This is a genomic window from Streptomyces sp. CA-288835, from assembly GCF_050936385.1.
Lineage (GTDB): Bacteria > Actinomycetota > Actinomycetes > Streptomycetales > Streptomycetaceae > Streptomyces.
This window is the reverse complement of the sequence record NZ_JBNJMW010000001.1, coordinates 5,737,754-5,760,411: the sequence shown is the minus strand read 5'-3', so window position 1 is coordinate 5,760,411 and position 22,658 is coordinate 5,737,754. Positions and strand designations below refer to the sequence as shown.

Genomic DNA, 22,658 nt, shown 5'->3' with positions numbered 1-22,658 from the left:
TCGCCGGTCACCCACCACCTCCCAACACCCCGTCCGCGAGCCCGATCACCACAGGAAGCACTCCGATCGCGATGAACGCGGGCAGGAAGCACAGCCCCACCGGCGCGGTGACCATGACGGCCGCCCGCCGCGCACGAGTGGTGGCGGTACGCCCCCACTCCGCGCGAGCCTCCGCGGCGAGGCGCCCGACGGGATTCGCCGCCGGTACGCCGGACTCGCCGGCCCGCTCCAGCAGCCGGGCCAGTGCCCGGGCGCCGGGCAACGCGGCCAACCCCCGCCATGCCTCGGCCGGTTCACCGCCGAGCCGAACCTCGGCCGCGCCCCGCGCGAGCCGTTCTCCCACAGGCCCTTCCAGCGCCTCCCCCACGGCCTGAGCAGCCGCTACGGGACCGGCACCGGCCACAATGCAGGCAGCCAACAGATCGGCAGCGAGGGGCAGTTGCCGCTCGGCCAGTCCGGAGTCAGGCTCCTCCGCCGGAACCGGTCTACGCTGCCACCGCCTCACCCCGAACCCGGCCACGAGCCCCACAACGATCCCGGGAACGCCGCCGACGAACACCCAGCAAGCGCTGACGGCGCCCACCACCGGCAGCCACTCCCGCATCGGGGCCCGAACGTCGAAGCGTCGTCCGGTAGGCGTCGGTTCCACGACGACCAGCACCGCTCGCAGCCGCCTGCGCACCCGCCGCTCCCGCCGCGCGGTCCGAAGGACCCACGCGAGCGACCACAGTCCCGCGACCAGGCACAGGGCCACCCCCAGCCTGTGGACAGCCTCCGTACTCATCCCGCCTCCGCCTTCCGTACGATCCGCAGCGCCCACCACACCCCGGCGCCCTCCAGCGCCCCGCCGACCACCAGACAGCCCAGGCCCGCGCCGGTGTGCAGGACGACATGCAGCGGATCGGCACCGAGCGCGGTACCGAGGAGCAGACCCAACAGGGGCAATCCCGCGAGCAGCACTGCCGTCGACCGTGCCCCTGCCAACTGGGCGCGCAGATCGGCCCGTTGATCCCGCTCCGCGCGGAGCGCCGCCTCCAGACGGTCGAGCCCGGCCGCGAGTCCAGCACCCCGGTCCACGGCGACCCGCCAGCACGCGGCGAGCCCCAGCAGTCCCTCGGCACCCGGCCGCCGTGCCGCATCCGTGAGCGCGCCGGGCACATCCCCGCCGAACCGCGCCGCCGCCAGCACCACCGCCTGCGCCTCGCCGAGCCCGCCCGAATCACGAGCGGCCCGCAGCAGCGCCTCGCCCGGCTGCCGCCCGGCGCGCACCTCCCCCGCGAGCGCCCCGCACAGCGCGATCACCGCGTCGGCCCTCCGCTCCCGGATACGGCGCGCCTGACTCACCCGCCGAGCCCGCCTCACCAGCGGCACCCCGAGCGCGCCCACGACGAGCGGCACCACGGACGCCCCCAGCAGAGCGACCACCAGCCCGGCAACCAGCGACCACCACTCGCCCCGTCGCCGATGCAGCCGCCGTAGCCACTCCACAGCCGGTGCGGCCCGCTCCCGCGCCCTTCGCTCCCACGTCGACGGTCCGGATCCCGCCAACCCGCCACCTGCGCAGAGCAGTTGAGCCCGCCGAGCGCCTGGCCCCTCGCCACTCATCAGCCAGGCCGCCGCCCCGGCACACACCATCGCCGCAACCCCCGGCACCTCGCCGACCCCCGTCACAGGCCCTCACTCCTCTCACCGAGCAGCCCCCGCAGCCGCTCCCAGCCCTGCTCATACGCGAAGGCCTCCGCGCCCCAGCGCAGCGCCGGCACCGTTACCACGAGCCCCGCCGGATCCCGCTCCAGCACATGAACTTCGGCGATGCGCCGCCGCCCTGCCCGGTCGCGTACGAGGTGGAGCACCACCGAAAGGGCTGCCGCGACCTGGCTGTGCAGGGCGGCCCGGTCGAGCCCCGCTGCCGTACCCAGCGCCTCCAAACGGGCGGGCACCCCGGCCGCGGCGTTCGCGTGGACGGTGCCTTCTCTGAACTAAGAATTGAGGCCTGGTAGTTGCTTAGGTTGAGCTCGTAGCGTCGTAGGAGCTGACGGCTCGCGGTCGGCTCCGGTATCACCGAACATGCGATAGCCACAAGGGGCGGGCTGACCACCGACCGGCAGTAGTTCCGCGAGGGGTTACGACTCGAAGCGGCGGAGCGACTCGCTCGAGGTGCGGCGAGTTCGGTGATCGCCAAGGACCTGCGGGTCAGTGTCAGGTCGATGCAACGGTGGCGGCGGATGTGGAACGAGGGCCGTCCGTGAGCCCTGCGGAAGCGCCTCAGTTCCCGACATGCGGAGTCTTAGGCCATAGTACGTTCATGACCTTCATTTTTCGCGTTAAAGTTCCATTCGATGCACTCATCCTCGAGACCGAGGAGACGAGTATCCAATCATCAATTCCAGAATTCAGCGCGGGGGGCATGACCGTACGCGAGTCCAGCCCTGGTGAGTACTGTTCTGAAATGGAGGTTAGCGCAGCAGACCCCGTGACTGCCATGCGCATGGCAGTGATTCAGACGGAGAGGCTACTCAAGCTACTTGCCGCATCTAATCATGGATTCGGCATTCGATCATCTCTGATCAAGGCGGAGCCAGTTGATGGCGCGGCGGCGGAGCCATCCGTCAACCCAGAAGGAAATCCTGAAGTCCTCGCAGGGGATGTCGCCTTCTTGAGAGAACATGGCGGCATATTGAAAATCACTGATCATCCCAGTCGAGAGATTTCCGTCCTCGATAGGTACGATGACCTTGAACAATATGTTCAGGACTGCCTTGACATCAATCAGCTTCTGGTCACCTCCGACCGGCCGCAAGTTCGATGGCTGCTTGCAGTTACCGGGCTTCAGGCTATGACAGATGGTGCGATCGGCCCCCAGCGGAAGCTCGGCGATGACCTAACCAAGGCCACTAAGCGGGCACTTCGGAGCGGCGTGAAAAGCCATTTCATGCAAGCGGGCATCAATGATGCTCTGCAGGATCGAGCGAACGAACAAATCCTGCGCACAACCCACACCCCGGTCGCTCGCCATATCCTTAAGTATCTAACCGAGTCAGCGGGTATCAATGATGCGACTGAGTCCGAAATTGGCGAATGGTGGCTGACTAGAGGAAAAATTGCCCATGGCGCGGCCGTGGAAATTGATCTCGTAGCACTAAATCGGCTCATCGTCACGTTTCAGCAGGCTTTGCGTAAGGCGGCTGGCTTGGAGGGCCTTCGTTGATGGTGAGCGTTGGCTCGCTCAGAGTGGCAAGCTCTGGGACTCGTCATGCGGGTTCCTGAGGTGCAGTGACGGTCGAGATGCGGGCGGCGAAGTCGCGGAAGGTGGGCATCCCCAGGTCGACAGCCTGCCGTGCTCTGGCTTCCTGGGAGTCGAGTTGAGCAAGTTTGTCTTTGGCCCCAGCGAGGCTGAGTTCCAGGCCTTCGACATCGCCGAGCCAGCCCTCGCGTTCGGCCTCGGCGAGTCGAGCGATTAGGTTGTCGTGATACTCGGCCAGCCGGGGACGCTGAGTCAGCTCGGGCCGGAGCATCGGGCAGCGGATGCAGGCATGCTCGTGGATGCAGGACGTGCCGTAGGCCCGTCCGCAGGTGCCGACAGAGAGCTTCCGTCGCTCGAAGTGCCCGAGGAAGGAATCCCACTCGTCGGGAGTCGGTGTGCGGTATTCCTCGCTGGGCCGCAGAGCCCGTCGGCGGGCGATGAACGCCCGGTGGGCCTGGATAGCTTCGAGCGGGTAAGTCGCCTTGTAGCCCATAGTGGTCGAAATGTGTTTGTGACCGCAGATGATCTGGGCGATGTGGGGTGGCAGCCCGCTCAGGATGGCGTCGGTGACGAAGATCCTTCGGAAATCGTGTGGCTGGAAGAGCAGCGGCTGTCCGGCGGCGTCGGTCAGGCCGGTCGCTGCGAGGGTCTCGTCGATGGCCTTGGTGACGGTCGCGTAGGAGATCGGGCGGTTCTCACCGTTCAAGGTCCACTGGAACAGCAAGGGCATTGGAGGGTTCCAGACCCTCTCGGCAGTGTCGAATGCGGCGACCAGCGGGATGGTGCCGGTCTTGGGGTCGCGGACCCGGCTGACGACGATGCTGAGGACGTCGGCTAGCTCCGGGGAGACGAGCAGGACGCGTTCCTCATCGGTCTTCGACGGTGCAATCTGCAGCAGCGGGACGACTTCGCCGGTGCTGGGCAGCTTGTATTGGACGATGCTGTGGTGGCTGGACTCGAGCATTTCCTCGATGCGGCATCCGGTGTGCCGGAAGAACTCGATGGCGGCCCAGGCGCAGAAGGCCCGGTGCTCGGCCTTGCCCAGATCCCGTCTCCGTCCGTCGGCGCCGCGGACGATGGTCGAGCTGTCCGAGTTGCTCCGTCGGCTTGTCCGGGCTTTTGTGAGGTTCTCGCCGAGGACGGTGAATGCACTTCCTCCGGGCGCCGCCTGGACGGCCTCCAGGCGGGCCTGGGCGTCCTCGAGGCGCTGGCCGGCGACCCTGACCAGCTCGGGAACACCAGGGAGGCGTGACCGGGTGCGTTCGTCGGACCTGGCCTTCTGCTGGCGGGACGCCTTCCGGTGGGCGGCCTTGGTGTCGCCGATCGGAGATCGCGCGGCCCATCTGCTCCACTGGCCGGGGTCTTCGACGGCCCACTGCGCGATGTCGAGGTAGAAGGCGCGGACCTTCATCATCACGTCGACCGCGCTGGCCCGAGGGCTGGTGATCTCGATGGCTGTCCCGTCCGGTTGCCTCCGATGCTCGGTTTTGAACCGAATTCGCTCCTTCCAGGCCGCAGCCACTTCCGGGGCAAGGGCGAGCGAGTCGATGCCGGGGTGGTGTTTCTCAAGGTCAGCCCAGAAGAGGTTGGCCAGGATCCTGGACTGATCTTCCAAGGACGTGTAGTCCAGCGCCGGCTGCCGTTCGGTGAGGTAGGCGACGAGGGCGTCCCGAACGTTCTGGCTCTTCAGCTGGTAGCGGTCGACGAGCTCCGCTGGGGTGCGGCGCCCGTGGTACGACTTCGACCGCGAGATCGTCGTCGGTGCGTCGTGCGGGAAGATGCCCAGCCCATGGAGCCAGGCGTAGAACATCGACGGGTGCAGGCCGCCCTCCGTCTTGTGAGCTTGTGCCCGCGCATCCCGCAGTTCCAGGCAGTCCCCGACGGTGATGTCGGAGATCCTGCCGCCCTTGGCAATGAGGATCTGAGCGATCTGTCCGCGGATGGCGCTGCCCAGGTGCGACGACCACATCTCGGGGTCGACCGTGGCCTCCAGTTGGGCGAAGCCTTCCGGGTCACGGGTCTGTGAGATCAGTTCGCGTTGGTAGCGGGATCGGCGCTGGACCAGCCAGCCGAGGTCGGGGCGGACCACGTCCAGGGCCAAGATGGCGAGGGTGCCGGCGTTAAGATCGCCGCTGCGGACATACGCACTGTCCGGGTCGTGGCCGGAGACGGCGCCCAAGAGCCACTTCGGATCGTGTTCCGAGATACCGCTGGCCATCCAGCGTTCCTGCCAAGACTCCCCCGGGAACTGCTCCAGCCATTCCAAGATCCGTCGGGCGCCCCGCTTGCGTGACCACCGCGTCAGTTGGTTGTCGGCCCGAATCGGCGGCTCGTCCAGGCGCTCGAGAAGCCTTGCCGCGTCCACTGTGGACTCGGGCCAGCTCCTGGGGACCGCCCGGGGCGGATACTTGGCTCGGAGCTCGTCAACGCCGGCCTGCGGGAAATAGCGGCTCAGCCCTTTGGACTGCGTGCCGGGTGCCTCCGGCTCCACGAGTACTTCCAGGCTCACTGGGCTCCTCCGAACAGGACGTTGAGCGACGCCGCGTTGTAGCCCGCCGCCGGGGGCGGTGGGAGCGGCTCAGGCTGACGGGTCCGCCGCAGGAAGTGGGCCCGGAGATGCTCGATCACCTCGTCCTCGCTTGCGGTGAGGTAGATCTGGGTTGTGGTCAAGTGACGGTGGTTGAGGATCCATTGGACGTCCGTCAGCGGGAGCTCCGGGTCCCGAGCCATTCGGTAAGCCGCGGTGTGGCGCAGGTCGTGGAGGGTCCAGTTGGAGCCCAGCAACTTGTTGACGCGCACGAACATCGCCCTGGCGGCGTGGTAGTTCAGCGGACGCCACGGCCGGCGCAAGGTCCACCACAGCGTCTGGTGGCGTCCGCGGGGTGCCCCCTTGGCCCATGCCTGTTCCTGAGCGAGCCGGATCCAGACAAAAGCGTCTGGGGAAGCCGGAATCTGCTGATACTCACGTGTTCCCTTGCGGGTCACTCCAATGAGCTGCTGGCCCGGCAGGGCGTCCTTCTCACAGCTGTCGAGGAGTTCCTCGGCGCGGGCCCCGGTAGAGACCCAGGAGGCCAGCAGGGCCCGGTCACGGTCGTGGTTCAGCGCGGCGAAGAGTGCGTTGAACATGTCGTCCGGGATGCGCTTGGGGATGCGCTTCGGGACCGTCGGCCGGTAGCGGCCCGTGCGCTCCTGGGTGAAGGGGTCCATCGGATTGTGGTGGGCCCGGGCGCGGCCGGACTGGCGCGACCGGTCGAGGGGGAACGGGTTGAGGATGGGGCCGGAGCCCTCTTCCCTGTGGAAGTCGTAGAAGATCCGGAGCACTGTCTCGCTGTGTGCACGGGTCGACGCCGCGTACTTCTTGCCCGGCGTCGGCTTCCCGGTCACCGCGTTCGGTGTTCCCGGCGGAACGTTGGACGCCTTTGGCATGGACGGAACGGCCCCCGGCTTCCCGCGGTGACGCCAGTGGACCCGCGCCGGCTTGTCCGCCAGCTGCATCCATCGGGTGAAGTCGCGGGCATCCGCCCTCGTCACCCGGTTCCACTCGAGCCCGAGCACCCACAGAAACCGCCACCACCGCAGCAGATCCAGGCCGTATGACCGGAGGGTCGAGTTGGGCTTCTGCATCGCCTGCAACTCGGCGAAGTAGACCGCCACGGGCGCAACCTCTGCACCAGACGGGTCGAGCAGCTGATACGGCCGCCACGAGTCCCCGGTCTCGTACAGCTGGCCTACATCCGGCACGACGAGGGCAGCCAGATCCCTCTCAGGTAACTCTGATCCAAGCATGCACGGAAGCTAGCAGATACCTCGCTTGACCTGCGAGAACAGTCAATTTAGTTCAGTTAACAGGCCGCAGCCGCCCTCGTGCCCGGTGTTCAAAGCCGCCAGCAGATGGACGACTTCGGGCCCGCGCACCTCGCCGACGACCAGCCGGTCCGGGCGCATCCGCAGGGCCTGGCGCACCAGGTCCTGGAGCGTGACGAGTCCGGCGCCCTCCTGGTTGGCGGGTCTGGATTCGAGGCGTACGACATGGGGATGGTCGGGGCGAAGCTCCGCCGAGTCCTCGGCGAGCACGATCCGCTCACCTGGTCCGATCAGCCCCAGAAGGGCACTCAAGAGGGTTGTTTTGCCGCTGCCCGTACCACCGCTGATCAAGAAAGACAGCCGGGCATCGAGCAGTGCCCTCAACACCCGGTCCCCACCCGGGGGTACCGTCCCCGCCGTCACCAACTCGTCGAGTGTGAACGCCCTCGGCCGCACGACCCGCAATGACAGGCACGTCGAGCCGACCGCGACCGGTGGCAGCACGGCATGCAGACGCGTGCCGTCCGGAAGCCGGGCGTCGACCCAGGGGTGCGCGTCGTCGAGCCGCCGCCCGGCCACGGCCGCGAGGCGCTGCGCGAGCCGGCGTACGGCCGCCGCGTCCGGAAAGGAGACGGCCGTCAGCTCCAGGCCGCCACCCCGATCCACCCACACCCGATCGGGCGCCGAGACCAGCACATCGGTCACCGAGGGATCGGCGAGAAGCGGCTCCAGCGGACCGGTCCCGACCAGCTCGGAGCGCAACCGCTCGGCCGCGCCGAGCACTTCGGCATCCCCCAGCACCCGCCCCTGGTCCCGCAAAGCCTGCGCCACCCGGGCTGGAGTCGGCTCGGCCCCACTCTCGGCCAGCCACTGCCGCACCCCGTCCAACAGCTCTTCATCGGCAGGCCACTTCACGCCAGCACGCCCGCCGCCCAGCCTCGCGTCCGCCGGAAGTCCCACGTCGGCACGTCCACCGACCGACCCCGCAACCGCGGACCGCCGCACTCCCGCACGCCTGCCGACCGGCCCCGTCTCCACAGACCAGCCCACGCCCGTACGACCACCCGCCGACCTCGCGCCCGCCGGCAAACGCACACCCTCACGCTCACCGACCGACCCCGCAACCACAGACCACCCAACTCCCGGCCGCCCGCTGGACGACCCCGCATGCGCAGGCCAGTTCACGTCAGCACGGCCATCCATCAGCCTCGCGCCCGCAGACGAATCCGTATCCGCGCGCCCGCCCAACGCCCCAGCATCCACAGGCAACCCGGCAACACCCGTACGTCCACCGAGCCCTCCGCCACGCACGCGCGTGCCCCCGCTCATACGCCCCCTCCCGCCATCGCGGCCCGCTCCCAGAACGCGGAGCAGAAGCGAGCAAGCGGTCCCCGTGCGTCGGCTCCGGGCGGAGCCCCGCGTTCCTGGGCCACCGGCAGTCCCGCCTCCACGGGGACCTCGCCCGCCAGGGGGAGCCCGAGCAGTCGGGCCACCTCCTTGTCGTCCAGGCCGGGTGCGTACGGCCCTCGTACCGCGACCCGCAGATCGCGCAGGACCATGCCGACCACGGACGCCACCCGCCCTGCCGCCGCGACGGCGCGCAGTTCGGCGGGGACTACGAGGAGCCCGAGGTCCAGTTGGGCGAGAACCTCCGCGACGCCTTCGTCGATCCGGCGCGGCAGGTCCACGACCACCGTGCCGCCTCGCCGTCGGGCCGCGGCCAGCACAGCCCGTACGGCCTCGGGCGCGATGACGACACAGTCGCCGCGATCCCAGCTGAGGACACGCAAGGCGTGCAGCTCGGGCAGCGACTCCTCCAGAGCACCGCCGCCGACCCGGCCGCGCGAGCCGGCGAAGGCAGGCCAGCGCAGGCCCTCGGCCGTCTCACCACCGAGGAGTACATCGAGTCCGCCACCCAGCGGATCCGCGTCCACGAGCAGGGTGCGCCGCCCCTCGCGCGCCGAGGTGACCGCGAGCGCGCAGGCGAGCGTGGACGAACCGGCCCCTCCGCGACCGCCGATCACGCCGACGGTGAGCGCGGGCGGGCCGACTCCTTCGGCCACGTCGGCGATCCGGTCGACCAGCCATTGCTCGCCATCGGGCAGCAGCAGGACATGATCGGCGCCGATCTCCACGGCCCGCTGCCACACCCCCGGATCGTCCTGATCCCGCCCTACCAGCACCACTCCGCGCCTGCGCCCTGCCCCGCGCACCCGCCGCGCGGCATCATCGCCGACCAGTACCAAGGGCGCCGTGTCCCAGCCGCCTCCGCGCTCCGGCACCCCGTGGTGCACCTCGGGCCTTGCGCCCGCCGCGGCGCACAGCCGCAGCAGGTCGTCCAGCAGTTCGACATCCTCCGTGACGATCAACGGCCTGCCCTGTCGCCCCTCGGCGGCCGACGTCCGGTCGTATGTGATGGCTCCCGCCACGATCTCCATCCCCCTTCGCTGCTTGCTCGCGAAGCCCCCGCGGCCCCGCGAATCCCGCCGCGCACAAGAACCGGCAACCGGTCCTCCATATGAACCGCCGATACGAACCGGCCATAGGCTCCGGACAAACAGAACCGGCCATGAACTCGCACCCGGCGGCACGCGCTGGAATCACGGTGCAGCGATCCCGGAAATCGTGTGGATCTTGGTCGATAACTGTGGACGACCCGATGGTTGTGAATATCGCGTTCACCCAAACCGGTGACGCTTGTACGACTTCCAGAGAGCAGCGCGACGACTACGCACGGTGACGAATCATGCGTACACACGAAGAAGCACCGCAGCCCGCACAACGGACCCGGTGCTCGGTGAAGGAAGAGAGAAAACCCACCCGGACATGCGACGACCCCCGCCGGGGGGGAGAGCGGGGGTCGTCCCCACGGCCGACTCGGGGGGGAGGAGCCGGACCGGGTTAGCACGGTCGCGAACGATCCGTGACTTCCATGGTGTACCCGAGAGCCTTCTCAGGCAAACCCACGCGCCTCACCTTACGCCGAATGGTGGGCGCCTATGCTCACCCTCGTGGAAAACCACTCCTTGCCCCGCACAGCGGCCTTCTTTGATCTGGACAAGACGGTCATTGCGAAGTCGAGCACGCTCACGTTCAGCAAGTCGTTCTACCAAGGTGGACTGATCAACCGCCGGGCTGTGTTGCGTACCGCATATGCCCAGTTTGTCTTCCTTGCGGGCGGCGCCGACCACGACCAGATGGAGCGGATGCGCGAGTATCTGTCCGCGCTGTGCCGCGGCTGGAACGTCCAGCAGGTCAAGGAGATCGTCGCCGAGACGCTGCACGACCTGATCGACCCGATCATCTACGACGAAGCGGCATCCCTCATCGAGGAGCACCACCTCGCCGGTCGCGACGTCGTGATCGTCTCCACCTCCGGGACGGAGGTCGTCGAGCCCATCGGTGAACTGCTCGGCGCGGACCGGGTGGTGGCGACCCGCATGGTCGTGGGCGACGACGGCTGCTTCACAGGCGATGTGGAGTACTACGCGTACGGTCCGACGAAGGCCGAGGCGATCAAGGAGCTGGCCGCGTCCGAGGGGTACGACCTCTCGCGCTGCTATGCCTACAGCGACTCCGCGACCGACATCCCGATGCTCGAAGCCGTAGGCCATCCCCACGCAGTCAATCCCGACCGCGCCCTGCGCCGCGAGGCCACTACGCGCGCGTGGCCCATACTCGACTTCCACCATCCGGTGCGGCTCAAGCAGCGGCTGTCCGTGCCGCCCCGGCCCGCCCTGGTCGCGGCGGCGGCGATAGGTGCGGCGGCGGCCACCGCGGGCCTCGTCTGGTACGCGAGCCGGCGCCGTTCGGTGGTGGGCTGAACCCGCCGAATCACCCCGTGACGATCCGGGTGACCGATTCAGTCCTCTTTGAACCCAAAAGTAAAGAAGCGCAGCTAGGGGTTCCGCTTCCTCCGGTCCAGGAGTACAAAGAAGTTAACGGCCCGCGAGACCAAGGATCATCCGAAAGGATCACCTTTAAAACGCAACCAAGGCCCCACGGACCGAGCATGAACACTGGGCACCCACGCGACGTCGACCCGTCGATTACGGGCCAGCCGCACCAGGCGACGGGCAAAGTTCCCGACCTGATGGGCAATATCTCGAGGACGCTTGGTAACCCGGTGAACGTGCCAGCGGCGGTACGAACTCTCGTACCGCCGCAACCCTGTTCAGGGAGTTTCTCGCCCTCCTAGGAGGCTCATTTTCGAGCCCCGGAGCGCAGAAGACCGCGCCGCGAGGCCAGATGTGACGGCGCGAGATGCCGAACGTCACGCCGCCCCGCGCTGCAGCGCCTCGCACACCGCCGTCGACTCCCGCGCGCCCAGCTCAACCGCCTTGCCACAGTGGGCGATCCAGGTCGCCATGCCCTCCGGGGTGCCGGAAACGTAGCCCTCGAAGGCGGCCAGATAGGCCGCGCGGCCCTGTTCCGCCTGGCCGACTTCGGCCGGGCAGACGGACTTCGGGTCGAGGCCACTGCCGACCAGGACGATGCGTTCGGCCGCGCGCGCGACCAGGCCGTTGTGGGAGACGAAGGGGCGCAGCGCGAGGAGTTCGCCGTGCACCACGGCGGCGGTCACCAGGGCGGGTGCGGAGCTGCCCGCGATGACCAGCTGCGCGAGGCCGTCGAGGCGGCCCCCGACCTCGGCGGTGTCGGGCAGCGGCAGTTCGATCAGCGGCTCGTCGACGGATTCGCCGTCCTGCCGCGGCCGGCCCACCTCGTCCGCCTTGTCCGCGGCCGCCACCAGGTGCAGCCGCGCGAGTACCCGAAGGGGCGACTGCCGCCAGATGGACAGGAGTTGACCCGCCTCAGCGGTCAACCGGAGGGCCGCGCCCACCACTCTGGCCTCGTCGTCAACACTGAAGTCGGTGCGTCGGCGCACCTCTTCGAGTGCCCAGTCGGCGCCGGACAGCGCGGCGGAGCCTCGCGCGCCGCGCAGTGCGGCCTCGGAGGTGATCTCGTTACTGCGGCGCCGCATGATGCGATGCCCGTACACCCGGTCCACGGCCTTGCGCACGGACTCCACGGATTCGGCGACACCGGACAGCGAGCCCAGGGTCGCGAGGGGGTCGGCGTTCGCACCTGTCGTACTCATGGGTACGACACTACGCATCACTGTGACCATCCCCACGATGGAGTGGTCTTCTTCACGTTGGCGGCGACTCAACGTGATTTGACCACTAGGCTTACTGAACATGAAAATTGCTTTCGTTGGGAAGGGCGGCAGCGGCAAGACCACCCTGTCCTCGCTCTTCATCCGTCACCTCGCGACCACGGGATCGCCGGTCGTCGCGGTCGACGCCGACATCAACCAGCACCTCGGGCCCGCCCTCGGACTGGACGAGGCGGATGCCGCCGCACTGCCCGCGATGGGCGACCGGCTCCCGCTGATCAAGGACTACCTGCGTGGCTCCAACCCGCGTATCGCCTCCGCCGAGACGATGATCAAGACGACTCCTCCCGGCGAGGGCTCCCGGCTGCTGCGGGTGGTCGAGAACAACCCGGTGTACGACGCCTGTGCGCGAGCCGTGGAACTCGACGGCGGGGCCGTCCGTTTGATGGTCACCGGCCCGTTCACCGAGGCCGATTTGGGAGTGGCCTGCTACCACTCCAAGACCGGTGCAGTGGAGCTCTGCCTGAATCATCTCGTCGACGGCCAGAGCGAGTACATCGTCGTCGACATGACGGCGGGCTCGGACTCCTTCGCGTCCGGCATGTTCACCCGCTTCGACATCACGTTCCTCGTCGCCGAGCCGACCCGGAAGGGGGTCTCCGTCTACCGCCAGTACAAGGAGTACGCGCGCGACTTCGGCGTCACCCTGAAGGTCGTCGGCAACAAGGTGCAGGGCCAGGACGACATCGACTTCCTCCGCGACGAAGTCGGTGACGACCTCCTGGTGACGGTCGGGCACTCGGACTGGGTGCGCGCCATGGAGAAGGGCCGGCCGCCCCGCTTCGAGCACCTGGAGGACGTCAACCGCCGCGCCCTGCAGGCACTTCACTCCGCTGCGGACGCCACCTACGAGCTGCGCGACTGGGAGCGCTACACGCGTCAGATGGTGCACTTCCACCTGAAGAACGCGCAGTCCTGGGGCAACGAGCGGACGGGTGCCGATCTGGCCGCCCAGGTCGACCCCGACTTCGTACTGCGTGAGGCCGAGACCGCCACGGCGTGACGGCTCGCGTCAGCCGACCGGGCGCTACGGCTTTCCTGCCGTGGCGCCCGCGGCTCCCTTCGAGGCAGGGGCGGGCCGCTCCGGCCTGGCGGTGAGGAACGACGTCCAGCCCTGCTTCGGGGCCTGGCCGACCTCGAGGGTGCGGAGCTTGGCCAGGGTCCGCGGGTCCTGGGCGTCGAGCCAGTCGGCGAGTTGCCGGAAGGAGACGCAGCGCACCTCACTCCGGGTGCAGACGCGCTCGATGGTCTCCTCCACGGCGCGCATGTAGGTGCCGCCGTTCCAGGACTCGAAGTGGTTGCCGATGATCAGGGGTGCGCGGTTGCCTTGGTAGGCGCGGGCGAAGCCCCTGAGCAGGCCGTCACGCATCTGGTCGCCCCAGTACTCGTGCTGGGCCCGGTTGCCCCGGGATGTGGGGCCCGACTGGTTGACCATGAAGTTGTAGTCCATGGCCAGCGTCTCGAAGTCGCGTCCAGGGAAGGGGACCAGCTGCATCGACAGGTCCCACAGGCCCTGCTGCTTCTTGGGCCAGACCTGGTCGTTGACGCCGCTGGTGTCGTAGCGGAAGCCCATCTCGCGGGCTGCGCGCAGGAAGTTCTGCCGGCCCTCCAGGCATGGCGTGCGGGCGCCGATCAGTTCCTTGTCGTAGTCGAAGGGCAACGGGGACGCCTGCTGTGTGCCCGTGTTGGTCTTCCAGGACTTCACAAACGACTTGGCCTGGGCGATCTCGCTCTTCCAGTCCTCGGCCGACCAGTCGCCGACGCCACCGCTGCCGCAGAAGTGGCCGTTGAAGTGGGTGCCGATCTCGTTGCCCTCGAGCCAGGCGCCGCGCAACTGCTCTGCCGTGTCCCTGACGCCCTGCTCGTCATTGAAGCCGATGTCGGAGCGGCCGGCTGAGCGCCCTGGGGGACGGTAGAGGGCGCGCTTCTCGTCCGGCAGCATGTACACGCCGCTCAGGAAGTACGTCATCGTCGCCTTGTTGTCCCGGGCCACCTCGCGGAAGTGGGAGAACAGCTTCTGGCTGTCCTCGCCCGCGCCGTCCCACGAGAACACCACGAACTGCGGCGGCTTCTGACCCGGCCTCAGCCGCTCGGGGCGGGGCAGACGCGGCTGTGCGCCGGTGAAGGCCGTGGAGCCGTCGCCGATCAGACGGAGCACGCTCTTCGGCGCCTGGGCGCCCGCCGCAGCGCTCTTGGACGCCCGGGCGCCCACTGCCTTCTTCGCGCCGTCTTCGCCGGTCGCACAACCCGCGAGCGTGAGCCCGCAGAGCGCGGTGACCGTGAAGCCAATGGCGATTCTCTGGGTGGCGCCCACCATCCGCCCACCTACTTCCTTCAGATCCGGGAAAACCCGGGCGAACACCGACAGCGCCGCCAAGGTCGCACGAGGGTCCGAAGGAATTAGTGCGACAAGCCGATGAAAGTACGCATTAACTCGCCAGGGTGAATCACTAGCCCATTTGCGCCATTTTCCACCACCTGGCCTTTACTCTCCATTACCATTCATTTACCGAGAGTTGAGAAATCCCGCAACTGTAACGCCGTGTCCCACGGCCGCACTCAGAAGCCCATTTGCGACCGCGTAGTCCCAGAGGAGACGGGAACCAAATGTCCACTTGCACCACCCCCCGAAGCGACGACTCCTCGCATCTGCCCGACGATGGGAGGCCGCACAGCCCGCCCTCCGCCCGCCGCCGCGGTCCCCGGATCGCGGCCGCCGATGTATCCGCTTCGATCGCCGTCTTCCTGATCGCGCTGCCGCTGTCCCTCGGCATCGCCCTGGCGACCGGGGCGCCGTTGCAGGCGGGCCTCGTCGCAGCCGCCGCCGGCGGGCTCCTGGTCGGCCGGCTCGGTGGCGCGCCGCTCCAGGTGAGCGGGCCCGCTGCCGGGCTCACGGTGGTCACCGCCGACCTCATCCAGCAGTACGGCTGGCGTACGACCTGTGCCATCACGGTGCTCGCCGGGCTCACCCAACTCGCCCTGGGCTTCCTGCGGGTGGCGCGCTCGGCACTCGCCGTGAGCCCCGCGATCGTGCACGGCATGCTGGCCGGCATCGGCATCACCATCGCCGTCGCCCAGTTGCACATCGTGCTCGGCGGCTCACCTCACAGCTCCGTCGTCGACAACGTCCGCGAGCTGCCCGCCCAGTTGGCCGACCCACATCTGGCGGCGCTGTCGACGAGCGCCCTGACCCTGGCCGTACTGCTGCTGTGGCCGCGCATTCCCGGGCGGGCGGGGCAAGTTGTCCGTAGAGTGCCGGCGGCGCTCGCCGCGGTCGCGGCGGCCACGGCGGCAGCGATGGTCGCCGGGCTTCGGCTGCCCCGGGTCGACCTGCCCTCCTGGAACAACCACACGCTCGCCGGGCTGCCGGAAGGGCCCGCACTGGGCATCGCCGCGGCCGTGCTGACCATCGCGCTCGTCGGCAGCGTCGAGTCGCTGCTCTCCGCGGTGGCCGTGGACAAGCTGGCCGCCGCCCGCAAGAAGGGGCCACGCATCCCGCGCGCGGACCTCGACCGGGAGCTGCGCGGCCAGGGCGCGGCGAACATCGTCTCCGGGGCGCTGGGCGGACTGCCCGTCACGGGCGTCGCGGTGCGCAGCGCGGCCAACGTCCAGACGGGCGCCGTGAGCCGCAACTCCACGATGCTGCACGGCCTGTGGATCGTGATCGCCGCACTGCTGCTGGTGCCCGTACTGGACCTGATCCCGCTGGCCGCGCTCGCCGCGCTGGTGGCGGCCGTCGGCGTACAGATGGTGTCGATCACCCACATCCGCACCGTCACCCGCCACCGCGAGATCCTGGTGTACGCGGCCACCACGGCGGGCGTGGTGCTCCTCGGTGTCCTCGAAGGCGTGGGGATCGGCGTCGCCGTGGCCGTGGCCGTGGCGCTGCACCGACTGACCCGTACGCGCATCACCCGCGAAGAGGACGAGGACGGCGTCCACCATGTGCGCGTCCGCGGGCAGTTGACGTTTCTCGCCGTGCCGCGGCTCAGCCGGGCGCTCCATCGGGTGCCCCAAGGCGCCCATGCCGTCGTGGAGTTGGACGGCTCCTTCATGGACCACGCGGCGTACGAGTCGCTGCAGGACTGGCAGACCTCGCACGCCACGCACGGCGGATCGGTGGAGCTGACCGGGCGGGGAGGCACGAGGATCACCGAGCCAGCGGGCGCCACCCAGTGCCACTGCCGACCCTGGACACCCTGGCGCAACCACCAGTGCGCGCAGCCGTCGCGGACCGCGCCGCCGGACGGGGGCGCGGGCGAACTGGCCAGCGGTATCAGCGCGTTCCAGCGCAACACCGCTCCCCTGGTGCGCGGCGAGCTGGCCCGGCTTGCGCGGGAGGGGCAGCAGCCCTCGCAGCTCTTCCTGACCTGCGCCGACTCCCGGCTGGTCACATCGATGATCACCTCCAGCGGCCCCGGCGACCTCTTCGTCGTACGCAATGTCGGCAATCTCGTGCCGCCGCCCGGCGAGGAGAGCGGGGACGACTCGGTGGCGGCCGCGATCGAGTACGCGGTGGAGGTGCTCAAGGTGAGATCCATCACCGTGTGTGGACACTCCGGATGCGGGGCGATGCAGGCGCTGCTGCACGCCGAACCCACCGGTGGGCGGACGCCGTTGAAGCGGTGGCTGCGGCATGGGCTGCCGAGTCTGGAGCGGGTATCCGCGAAGGACGGGCCGCTGGCGCGGATCGCCGGACGGGCGCCCGCCGACGCCGTCGAGCAGCTCTGTCTGACCAACGTGGTGCAGCAGCTGGAACATCTGCGGGCCCACGAGTCCGTGGCACGGGCTCTGTGGGCGGGCGAGCTCGAACTGCACGGGATGTACTTCCACGTGGGTGAGGCCCAGGCGTATCTGCTCACGGACGCGCCCGAAGGCCAGAGGTCACCCGAAGGCCAGAGATCACCCGACAGGCAGGAGTCGTCCGACAGGCAGAAGTCGTCCGACGGTCAGAAGTCGCCCGAGAAGCAGCAGGCACCGGACACGCAGCAGACGCCCGGCGGCCGGTCCGAGGGCGAGTCCGGCCACGAGCCCGGCGGCATGGTGTTCGACCGGGTAGAGGCGAGAGCGCTGTACGAAGTCGGGGCCTCGACCCAACCCGCGAACAGCCCTTAACCAGCCGCAAACACCCCACCGCGGCCAGGCTCGCCCGCCCGCGAGCCTGAACCGCATGCCTCCCCCGTCCGTGAAAACGTGTGGCCCCTGTGTGCAGGGGCCACCACCGCCCCAAACAGGTCTAAACCAATTTCGGCGACGGCCCTTGTCACCAGGGGTCCGCGTCTGATGAGCTGGCCTGGGACACAACGGACACCCTGGGAAAGGGAGATGTCGTGAGCAACGAAAGCCTGGCCAACTTGCTTCGTGAGGAGCGCAGGTTCGCGCCGCCCGCCGACCTGGCCGCGAACGCCAACGTCACTGCGGAGGCGTACGAGCAGGCCAAGGCTGACCGGCTCGGTTTCTGGGCCGAGCAGGCGCGCCGGCTGACCTGGGCCACCGAGCCGACCGAGACGCTGGACTGGTCGAACCCGCCCTTCGCCAAATGGTTCGCGGACGGAAAGCTGAACGTCGCGTACAACTGCGTAGACCGCCATGTGGAGGCCGGGCACGGCGACCGGGTCGCGATCCACTTCGAGGGCGAGCCCGGCGACAGCAAGGCCATCACATATGCCGAGTTGAAGGACGAGGTCTCCCGGGCGGCCAACGCCCTTACAGAGATCGGAATTGAGAAGGGCGACCGGGTCGCCATCTACCTGCCGATGATTCCCGAGGCCGTCGTCTCGATGCTGGCCTGCGCCCGCATCGGCGCCGCGCACTCGGTCGTCTTCGGCGGCTTCTCGGCCGACGCCATCGCCACCCGTATCGAGGACGCCAGCGCGAAGCTGGTCATCACCGCGGACGGCGGTTACCGACGCGGCAAGCCCTCCGCGCTCAAGCCCGCCGTCGACGAGGCGGTCGCCCGGGTCGACGGGGTCGACAAGGTGCTGGTCGTGCGCCGTACGGGCCAGGAGGTCGACTGGACCGAGGGCCGCGACATCTGGTGGCACGAGATCACGCAGAAGCAGTCCGCGGAGCACACTCCCGAGGCGTTCGACGCCGAGCAGCCGCTGTTCATCCTCTACACCTCGGGCACGACGGGTAAGCCGAAGGGCATCCTGCACACCTCCGGCGGCTACCTCACGCAGGCCGCGTACACCCACCACGCTGTCTTCGACCTCAAGCCGGAGACCGACGTCTACTGGTGCACGGCCGACATCGGCTGGGTGACGGGCCACTCGTACATCACGTACGGGCCGCTGGCGAACGGCGCGACGCAGGTGATGTACGAGGGCACGCCGGACACCCCGCACCAGGGCCGCTTCTGGGAGATCATCCAGAAGTACGGCGTGACGATCCTCTACACCGCGCCCACCGTGATCCGCATGTTCATGAAGTGGGGCGACGACATCCCCGCGAAGTTCGACCTGTCCAGCCTTCGCGTGCTGGGGTCGGTGGGCGAGCCGATCAACCCCGAGGCGTGGATCTGGTACCGCAAGCACATCGGCGCCGACAGGTGCCCGGTCGTGGACACCTGGTGGCAGACCGAGACCGGCGCGATGATGATCTCGCCGCTGCCGGGCGTGACGGAGGCCAAACCCGGTTCCGCGCAGCGCGCGCTGCCCGGCATCTCCGCGACGGTCGTCGACGACGAGGCGAACGAAGTGCCGGACGGTGGCGGCGGCTACCTCGTCCTCACCGAGCCGTGGCCGTCGATGCTGCGCACCATCTGGGGCGATGACCAGCGGTTCCTCGACACGTACTGGTCGCGGTTCGAAGGCAAGTACTTCGCCGGGGACGGCGCCAAGAAGGACGAGGACGGCGACATCTGGCTGCTCGGCCGGGTCGACGATGTGATGCTCGTGTCCGGGCACAACATCTCCACCACCGAGGTCGAGTCGGCGCTCGTCTCGCACCCCTCCGTCGCCGAGGCGGCGGTCGTGGGCGCGGCGGACGAGACCACCGGCCAGGCGATCGTGGCCTTCGTGATCCTGCGCGGATCGGCGGCGGAGACCGCGGACCTGGTGGGCGAGCTGCGCGCCCACGTCAGCAAGGCCCTCGGCCCGATCGCGAAGCCCAAGCGGATTCTGCCGGTGGCCGAGCTGCCCAAGACCCGCTCCGGCAAGATCATGCGCCGTCTGCTGCGCGACGTCGCCGAGAACCGCGAGCTCGGTGACGTCACCACGCTCACCGACTCCACGGTGATGGACCTGATCCAGACGAAGCTCCCGTCGGCGGCCAGCGAGGACTGACGGTCGTACGGACGAGGACAGTCACAGTCGTACGTACGGCCCGAGAGTCGTCCGTACGAAGAGAAGGGCACCCGGCTGCGCGCCGAGTGCCCTTCTTAGGTAGGCTAAGGAAAACGTCAACAACGCGACAAGAAGCCTCAGGTGCGCCGGGAAGTCTGGTCGGCATGTGCTCTGCCCTGCCTACCGACCGGAGGTCGAATCCACGTGCCCGCGCCCCCGCCCGCTCCCACCGCCATCAAGCGCAAGGTCCTCGGACGGCTCTCGCTCCCCGAGCGGAACTTCGTCGCGGAAGCCCTGCGCACCGAAACCCTCGGCGGCGTACTGCTGCTGCTCGCCGCGATCGCCGCGCTGATCTGGGCGAACTCCGGCTGGAAGGACAGCTACGAGTCCGTCCGCGACTTCCACTTCGGGCCCGCCTCGCTAGGCCTCGACCTGTCCATCGGGCACTGGGCCGCCGACGGACTGCTCGCGGTCTTCTTCTTCGTCGCCGGTATCGAACTCAAGCGTGAGCTGGTCGCCGGTGATCTCAAGGACCCCAGGGCCGCCGTACTCCCGGTCGTCGCCGCGCTCTGCGGCATGGCCGTACCCGCGCTCGTCTACACGCTGGTCAGCAGCACAGGCGGCGGCTCGCTGGCCGGCTGGGCCGTGCCGACCGCGACCGATATCGCCTTCGCGCTCGCCGTTCTCGCCGTCATCGGTACGTCGCTGCCCAGCGCCCTGCGCGCGTTCCTGCTCACCCTCGCGGTCGTCGACGACCTCTTCGCGATCCTGATCATCGCGGTGTTCTTCACCGACCACCTGGACTTCGCGGCCCTCGGCGGCGCCGTCGTCGGCCTCGCCATCTTCTGGCTGCTGCTGAGGAGGGGCGTACGCGGCTGGTATGTGTACGTTCCGCTCGCCCTGGTCATCTGGGGGCTGATGTACAACAGCGGCATCCACGCCACCATCGCCGGTGTCGCGATGGGCCTGATGCTGCGCTGCACGACACACGAGGGCGAGGCACACTCCCCGGGCGAGCACATCGAGCATCTCGTACGGCCCTTGTCGGCGGGCTTCGCCGTACCGCTGTTCGCGCTGTTCAGCGCGGGGGTCGCTGTGTCGGGCAACGCGATCGGCGAGGTGTTCACGCGGCCGGAGACGCTGGGTGTCGTGCTTGGTCTTGTCGTCGGCAAGGCGGTCGGCATCTTCGGCGGTACGTGGCTGGCGGCCCGCTTCACCCGGGCCGAGCTTTCCGAGGACCTGGCCTGGCCGGACGTCTTCGCGGTGTCCTCCCTCGCGGGCATCGGCTTCACCGTCTCGCTGCTCATCGGCGAACTCGCCTTCGAGGGCGACGAGGTGCTCACCGACGAGATCAAGGCCGCGGTCCTGACGGGCTCCCTGATCGCGGCCGTCTTCGCGAGCGTCCTGCTCAAGGTACGGAACGCCAAGTACCGCAAGCTGTGCGAGGCCGAGGAGCTGGACGAGGACCTCGACGGCATCCCCGACATCTACGAGCAGGACAACCCGGAGTACCACCTGAGGATGGCGGACATCTACGAGCGGAAGGCCGCCGAACATCGCAGGCTTGCCGAAGTGACCGCCGGGGCAAGCGAGGAGAACAACGGTCCGGCATGATCTGACACACACGCAAAACGCCCCAAGAGTCCAAGAGTCCAGAGGCTCAGGGGTCGAGACGCCCAAGAGAACAGGGAGAACGCGATGAGCGCACCCGACGGCAGCCCGGTCGGCGCCGAACGCAGCATCGGCCAGCTGTTCGCCTCGGCGACGACCGAGATGTCCGCGCTGGTGCACGACGAGATCGCGCTGGCGAAGGCCCAGCTCAAGCGCGACGTCAAACGCGGTGCGGTGGGCGGCGGCGCTTTCGCGGCGGCCGGGGCGGTACTGATCTTCTCCCTGCCGATGCTGAGCTTCGCGCTGGCGTACGGGATCCGCACCTGGAGCGACTGGAACCTCGCCGTCTGCTTCCTGCTGTCGTTCGCCGCGAACGTGCTGGTCGCGGGCGTGCTCGCACTGATCGGCGTCGTCTTCGCGAAGAAGGCGAAGAAGGGCAAGGGCCCGCAGAAGACGGCGGCTTCGGTCAAGGAGACCGCGGCCGTCCTGCAGAACGCGAAGCCGCACCCCCGTCAGGTGAACGAGACCGACCGGGTCGGTGAGGGCGTCAAGGCTGTGGCACGCTCGTCCTCATGACGGACCCCGACACACCCTCGGCGCTCCCCACTTCGGTCGTACGGCTCGACGTGCCCGGCGCGAAAGAGGTACGTCACCGGGATGTCGCCGCCAACGGTGCGCGCTTCCACATCGCGGAAATGGGTGACGGCCCCCTTGTCCTGCTGCTGCACGGCTTCCCGCAGTTCTGGTGGACCTGGCGGCATCAGCTGGTCGCGCTCGCCGACGCCGGCTTCCGCGCGGTCGCGATGGATCTACGGGGCGTCGGCGGAAGCGACCGCACGCCCCGCGGCTACGACCCGGCGAACCTCGCCCTCGACATCACCGGGGTCGTACGGTCCCTCGGCGAGCCCGACGCGGCCCTGGTCGGCCATGACCTCGGCGGCTATCTGTCGTGGACGGCGGCCGTGATGCGCCCCAAGCTGGTGCGCCGGCTCGCGGTCGCCTCGATGCCGCACCCCCGGCGCTGGCGCTCGGCGATGCTCAGGGACATGAGGCAGACCAAGGCGGGCTCGTACATCTGGGGCTTTCAGCGGCCCTGGATCCCGGAGCGCCAACTCGTCGCCGACGAGGGCGCCTTGGTGGGCCGTCTCGTACGGGACTGGTCCGGGCCTCGGCTGCCGGACGACGAGGACGTCGCCATGTACCAGCGGGCGATGCTCATCCCGTCGACGGCGCACTGCTCGGTCGAGCCGTACCGCTGGATGGTGCGTTCGCTGGCCCGGCCGGACGGCATCCAGTTCAACCGCCGGATGAAGCGGCCGGTGCGGGTGCCGACGCTGCACTTGCACGGCTCGCTCGATCCGGTGATGCGCACGCGCAGCGCGGCGGGCTCCGGGGAGTACGTCGAAGCGCCGTACCGCTGGCGGCTGTTCGACGGGCTGGGGCACTTTCCGCACGAGGAGGATCCGGTGGCGTTCTCCACGGAGCTCATCAACTGGCTCAAGGATCCAGAACCGGATCGCTGAGCGCTTGGCTAGAA

Annotated in this window: 15 protein-coding genes and 3 pseudogenes; 9 read left to right on the top strand and 9 right to left on the bottom strand. The window is 68.8% G+C overall.

From position 1 onward, the window contains the following. Positions 1-7 precede the first annotated feature (7 nt). From ACQEVY_RS26235 to ACQEVY_RS26225, 3 genes and pseudogenes are all read right to left on the bottom strand, one after another. Positions 8-784 carry a type II secretion system F family protein gene (locus tag ACQEVY_RS26235; RefSeq protein WP_432951889.1) on the bottom strand — a complete coding sequence of 259 codons (777 nt, stop codon included), beginning with the start codon at positions 782-784 and terminating at the stop codon, positions 8-10. Further along, complete coding sequence (locus tag ACQEVY_RS26230; RefSeq protein ID WP_432955399.1) at positions 781-1,635, bottom strand: type II secretion system F family protein; 855 nt, start codon at positions 1,633-1,635, stop codon at positions 781-783. The genes ACQEVY_RS26235 and ACQEVY_RS26230 overlap by 4 nt, the downstream gene beginning before the upstream one ends. 32 nt (positions 1,636-1,667) lie before the next feature. After that, positions 1,668-1,970: pseudogene (locus ACQEVY_RS26225) on the bottom strand (TadA family conjugal transfer-associated ATPase); the annotation flags it as partial. A 102-nt stretch (positions 1,971-2,072) separates the two neighbouring features. Here ACQEVY_RS26225 and ACQEVY_RS26220 point away from each other — a divergent pair. Then, positions 2,073-2,240 (top strand): annotated as a pseudogene (locus tag ACQEVY_RS26220) (helix-turn-helix domain-containing protein); the annotation flags it as partial. Between the two features lie 65 nt (positions 2,241-2,305). Then, positions 2,306-3,208 (top strand): hypothetical protein, encoded by a 903-nt coding sequence (locus tag ACQEVY_RS26215; protein WP_432951888.1) that lies wholly within the window; start codon positions 2,306-2,308, stop codon positions 3,206-3,208. A 43-nt stretch (positions 3,209-3,251) separates the two neighbouring features. Here ACQEVY_RS26215 and ACQEVY_RS26210 read toward each other — a convergent pair whose 3' ends face one another. From ACQEVY_RS26210 to ssd, 4 genes and pseudogenes are all read right to left on the bottom strand, one after another. Next, positions 3,252-5,753, bottom strand: coding sequence for a tyrosine-type recombinase/integrase (locus ACQEVY_RS26210; protein ID WP_432951887.1), 2,502 nt, complete (start codon positions 5,751-5,753; stop codon positions 3,252-3,254). Next, positions 5,750-7,030 carry a tyrosine-type recombinase/integrase gene (locus ACQEVY_RS26205; RefSeq protein ID WP_432951886.1) on the bottom strand — a complete coding sequence of 427 codons (1,281 nt, stop codon included), beginning with the start codon at positions 7,028-7,030 and terminating at the stop codon, positions 5,750-5,752. The genes ACQEVY_RS26210 and ACQEVY_RS26205 overlap by 4 nt, the downstream gene beginning before the upstream one ends. Before the next feature lie 63 nt (positions 7,031-7,093). After that, a pseudogene (locus ACQEVY_RS26200) lies at positions 7,094-8,251 on the bottom strand (TadA family conjugal transfer-associated ATPase); the annotation flags it as partial. A gap of 122 nt (positions 8,252-8,373) precedes the next feature. Further along, positions 8,374-9,486, bottom strand: a complete 1,113-nt coding sequence (gene ssd / locus ACQEVY_RS26195) for a septum site-determining protein Ssd (RefSeq protein ID WP_432951885.1) — start codon at positions 9,484-9,486, stop codon at positions 8,374-8,376. A gap of 561 nt (positions 9,487-10,047) precedes the next feature. Between ssd and ACQEVY_RS26190 the strand changes: the two genes are divergently transcribed. Beyond that, positions 10,048-10,872: an HAD family hydrolase gene (locus ACQEVY_RS26190; RefSeq protein WP_328770717.1), complete on the top strand. Its 825-nt coding sequence runs from the start codon at positions 10,048-10,050 to the stop codon at positions 10,870-10,872. A gap of 449 nt (positions 10,873-11,321) precedes the next feature. On the opposite strand, the gene ACQEVY_RS26185 is transcribed toward ACQEVY_RS26190, so the two are convergent. Beyond that, positions 11,322-12,146, bottom strand: coding sequence for an oxidoreductase (locus ACQEVY_RS26185; RefSeq protein WP_432951884.1), 825 nt, complete (start codon positions 12,144-12,146; stop codon positions 11,322-11,324). 100 nt (positions 12,147-12,246) lie between these two features. Between ACQEVY_RS26185 and ACQEVY_RS26180 the strand changes: the two genes are divergently transcribed. Further along, positions 12,247-13,227, top strand: a complete 981-nt coding sequence (locus ACQEVY_RS26180) for an ATP-binding protein (protein ID WP_432951883.1) — start codon at positions 12,247-12,249, stop codon at positions 13,225-13,227. A gap of 24 nt (positions 13,228-13,251) precedes the next feature. On the opposite strand, the gene ACQEVY_RS26175 is transcribed toward ACQEVY_RS26180, so the two are convergent. After that, the gene (locus tag ACQEVY_RS26175) at positions 13,252-14,538 is read right to left on the bottom strand and encodes a hypothetical protein (protein ID WP_432955397.1); all 1,287 of its coding nucleotides are present in this window, start codon (positions 14,536-14,538) and stop codon (positions 13,252-13,254) included. 293 nt (positions 14,539-14,831) lie between these two features. On the opposite strand from ACQEVY_RS26175, the gene ACQEVY_RS26170 reads away from it, so the two are divergent. From ACQEVY_RS26170 to ACQEVY_RS26150, 5 genes are all read left to right on the top strand, one after another. Beyond that, positions 14,832-17,339, top strand: coding sequence for a bifunctional SulP family inorganic anion transporter/carbonic anhydrase (locus ACQEVY_RS26170; protein ID WP_432951882.1), 2,508 nt, complete (start codon positions 14,832-14,834; stop codon positions 17,337-17,339). Positions 17,340-17,512: 173 nt separating this feature from the next. After that, positions 17,513-19,510, top strand: a complete 1,998-nt coding sequence (gene acs / locus ACQEVY_RS26165) for an acetate--CoA ligase (RefSeq protein WP_432955396.1) — start codon at positions 17,513-17,515, stop codon at positions 19,508-19,510. A gap of 204 nt (positions 19,511-19,714) precedes the next feature. Beyond that, positions 19,715-21,124 carry a Na+/H+ antiporter NhaA gene (gene nhaA, locus ACQEVY_RS26160; RefSeq protein ID WP_432951881.1) on the top strand — a complete coding sequence of 470 codons (1,410 nt, stop codon included), beginning with the start codon at positions 19,715-19,717 and terminating at the stop codon, positions 21,122-21,124. Between the two features lie 84 nt (positions 21,125-21,208). After that, complete coding sequence (locus tag ACQEVY_RS26155; protein WP_328770712.1) at positions 21,209-21,697, top strand: phage holin family protein; 489 nt, start codon at positions 21,209-21,211, stop codon at positions 21,695-21,697. Then, positions 21,694-22,644, top strand: coding sequence for an alpha/beta fold hydrolase (locus ACQEVY_RS26150; protein WP_432951880.1), 951 nt, complete (start codon positions 21,694-21,696; stop codon positions 22,642-22,644). Before ACQEVY_RS26155 ends, ACQEVY_RS26150 begins: the two co-directional genes overlap by 4 nt. Positions 22,645-22,658: the final 14 nt, after the last annotated feature.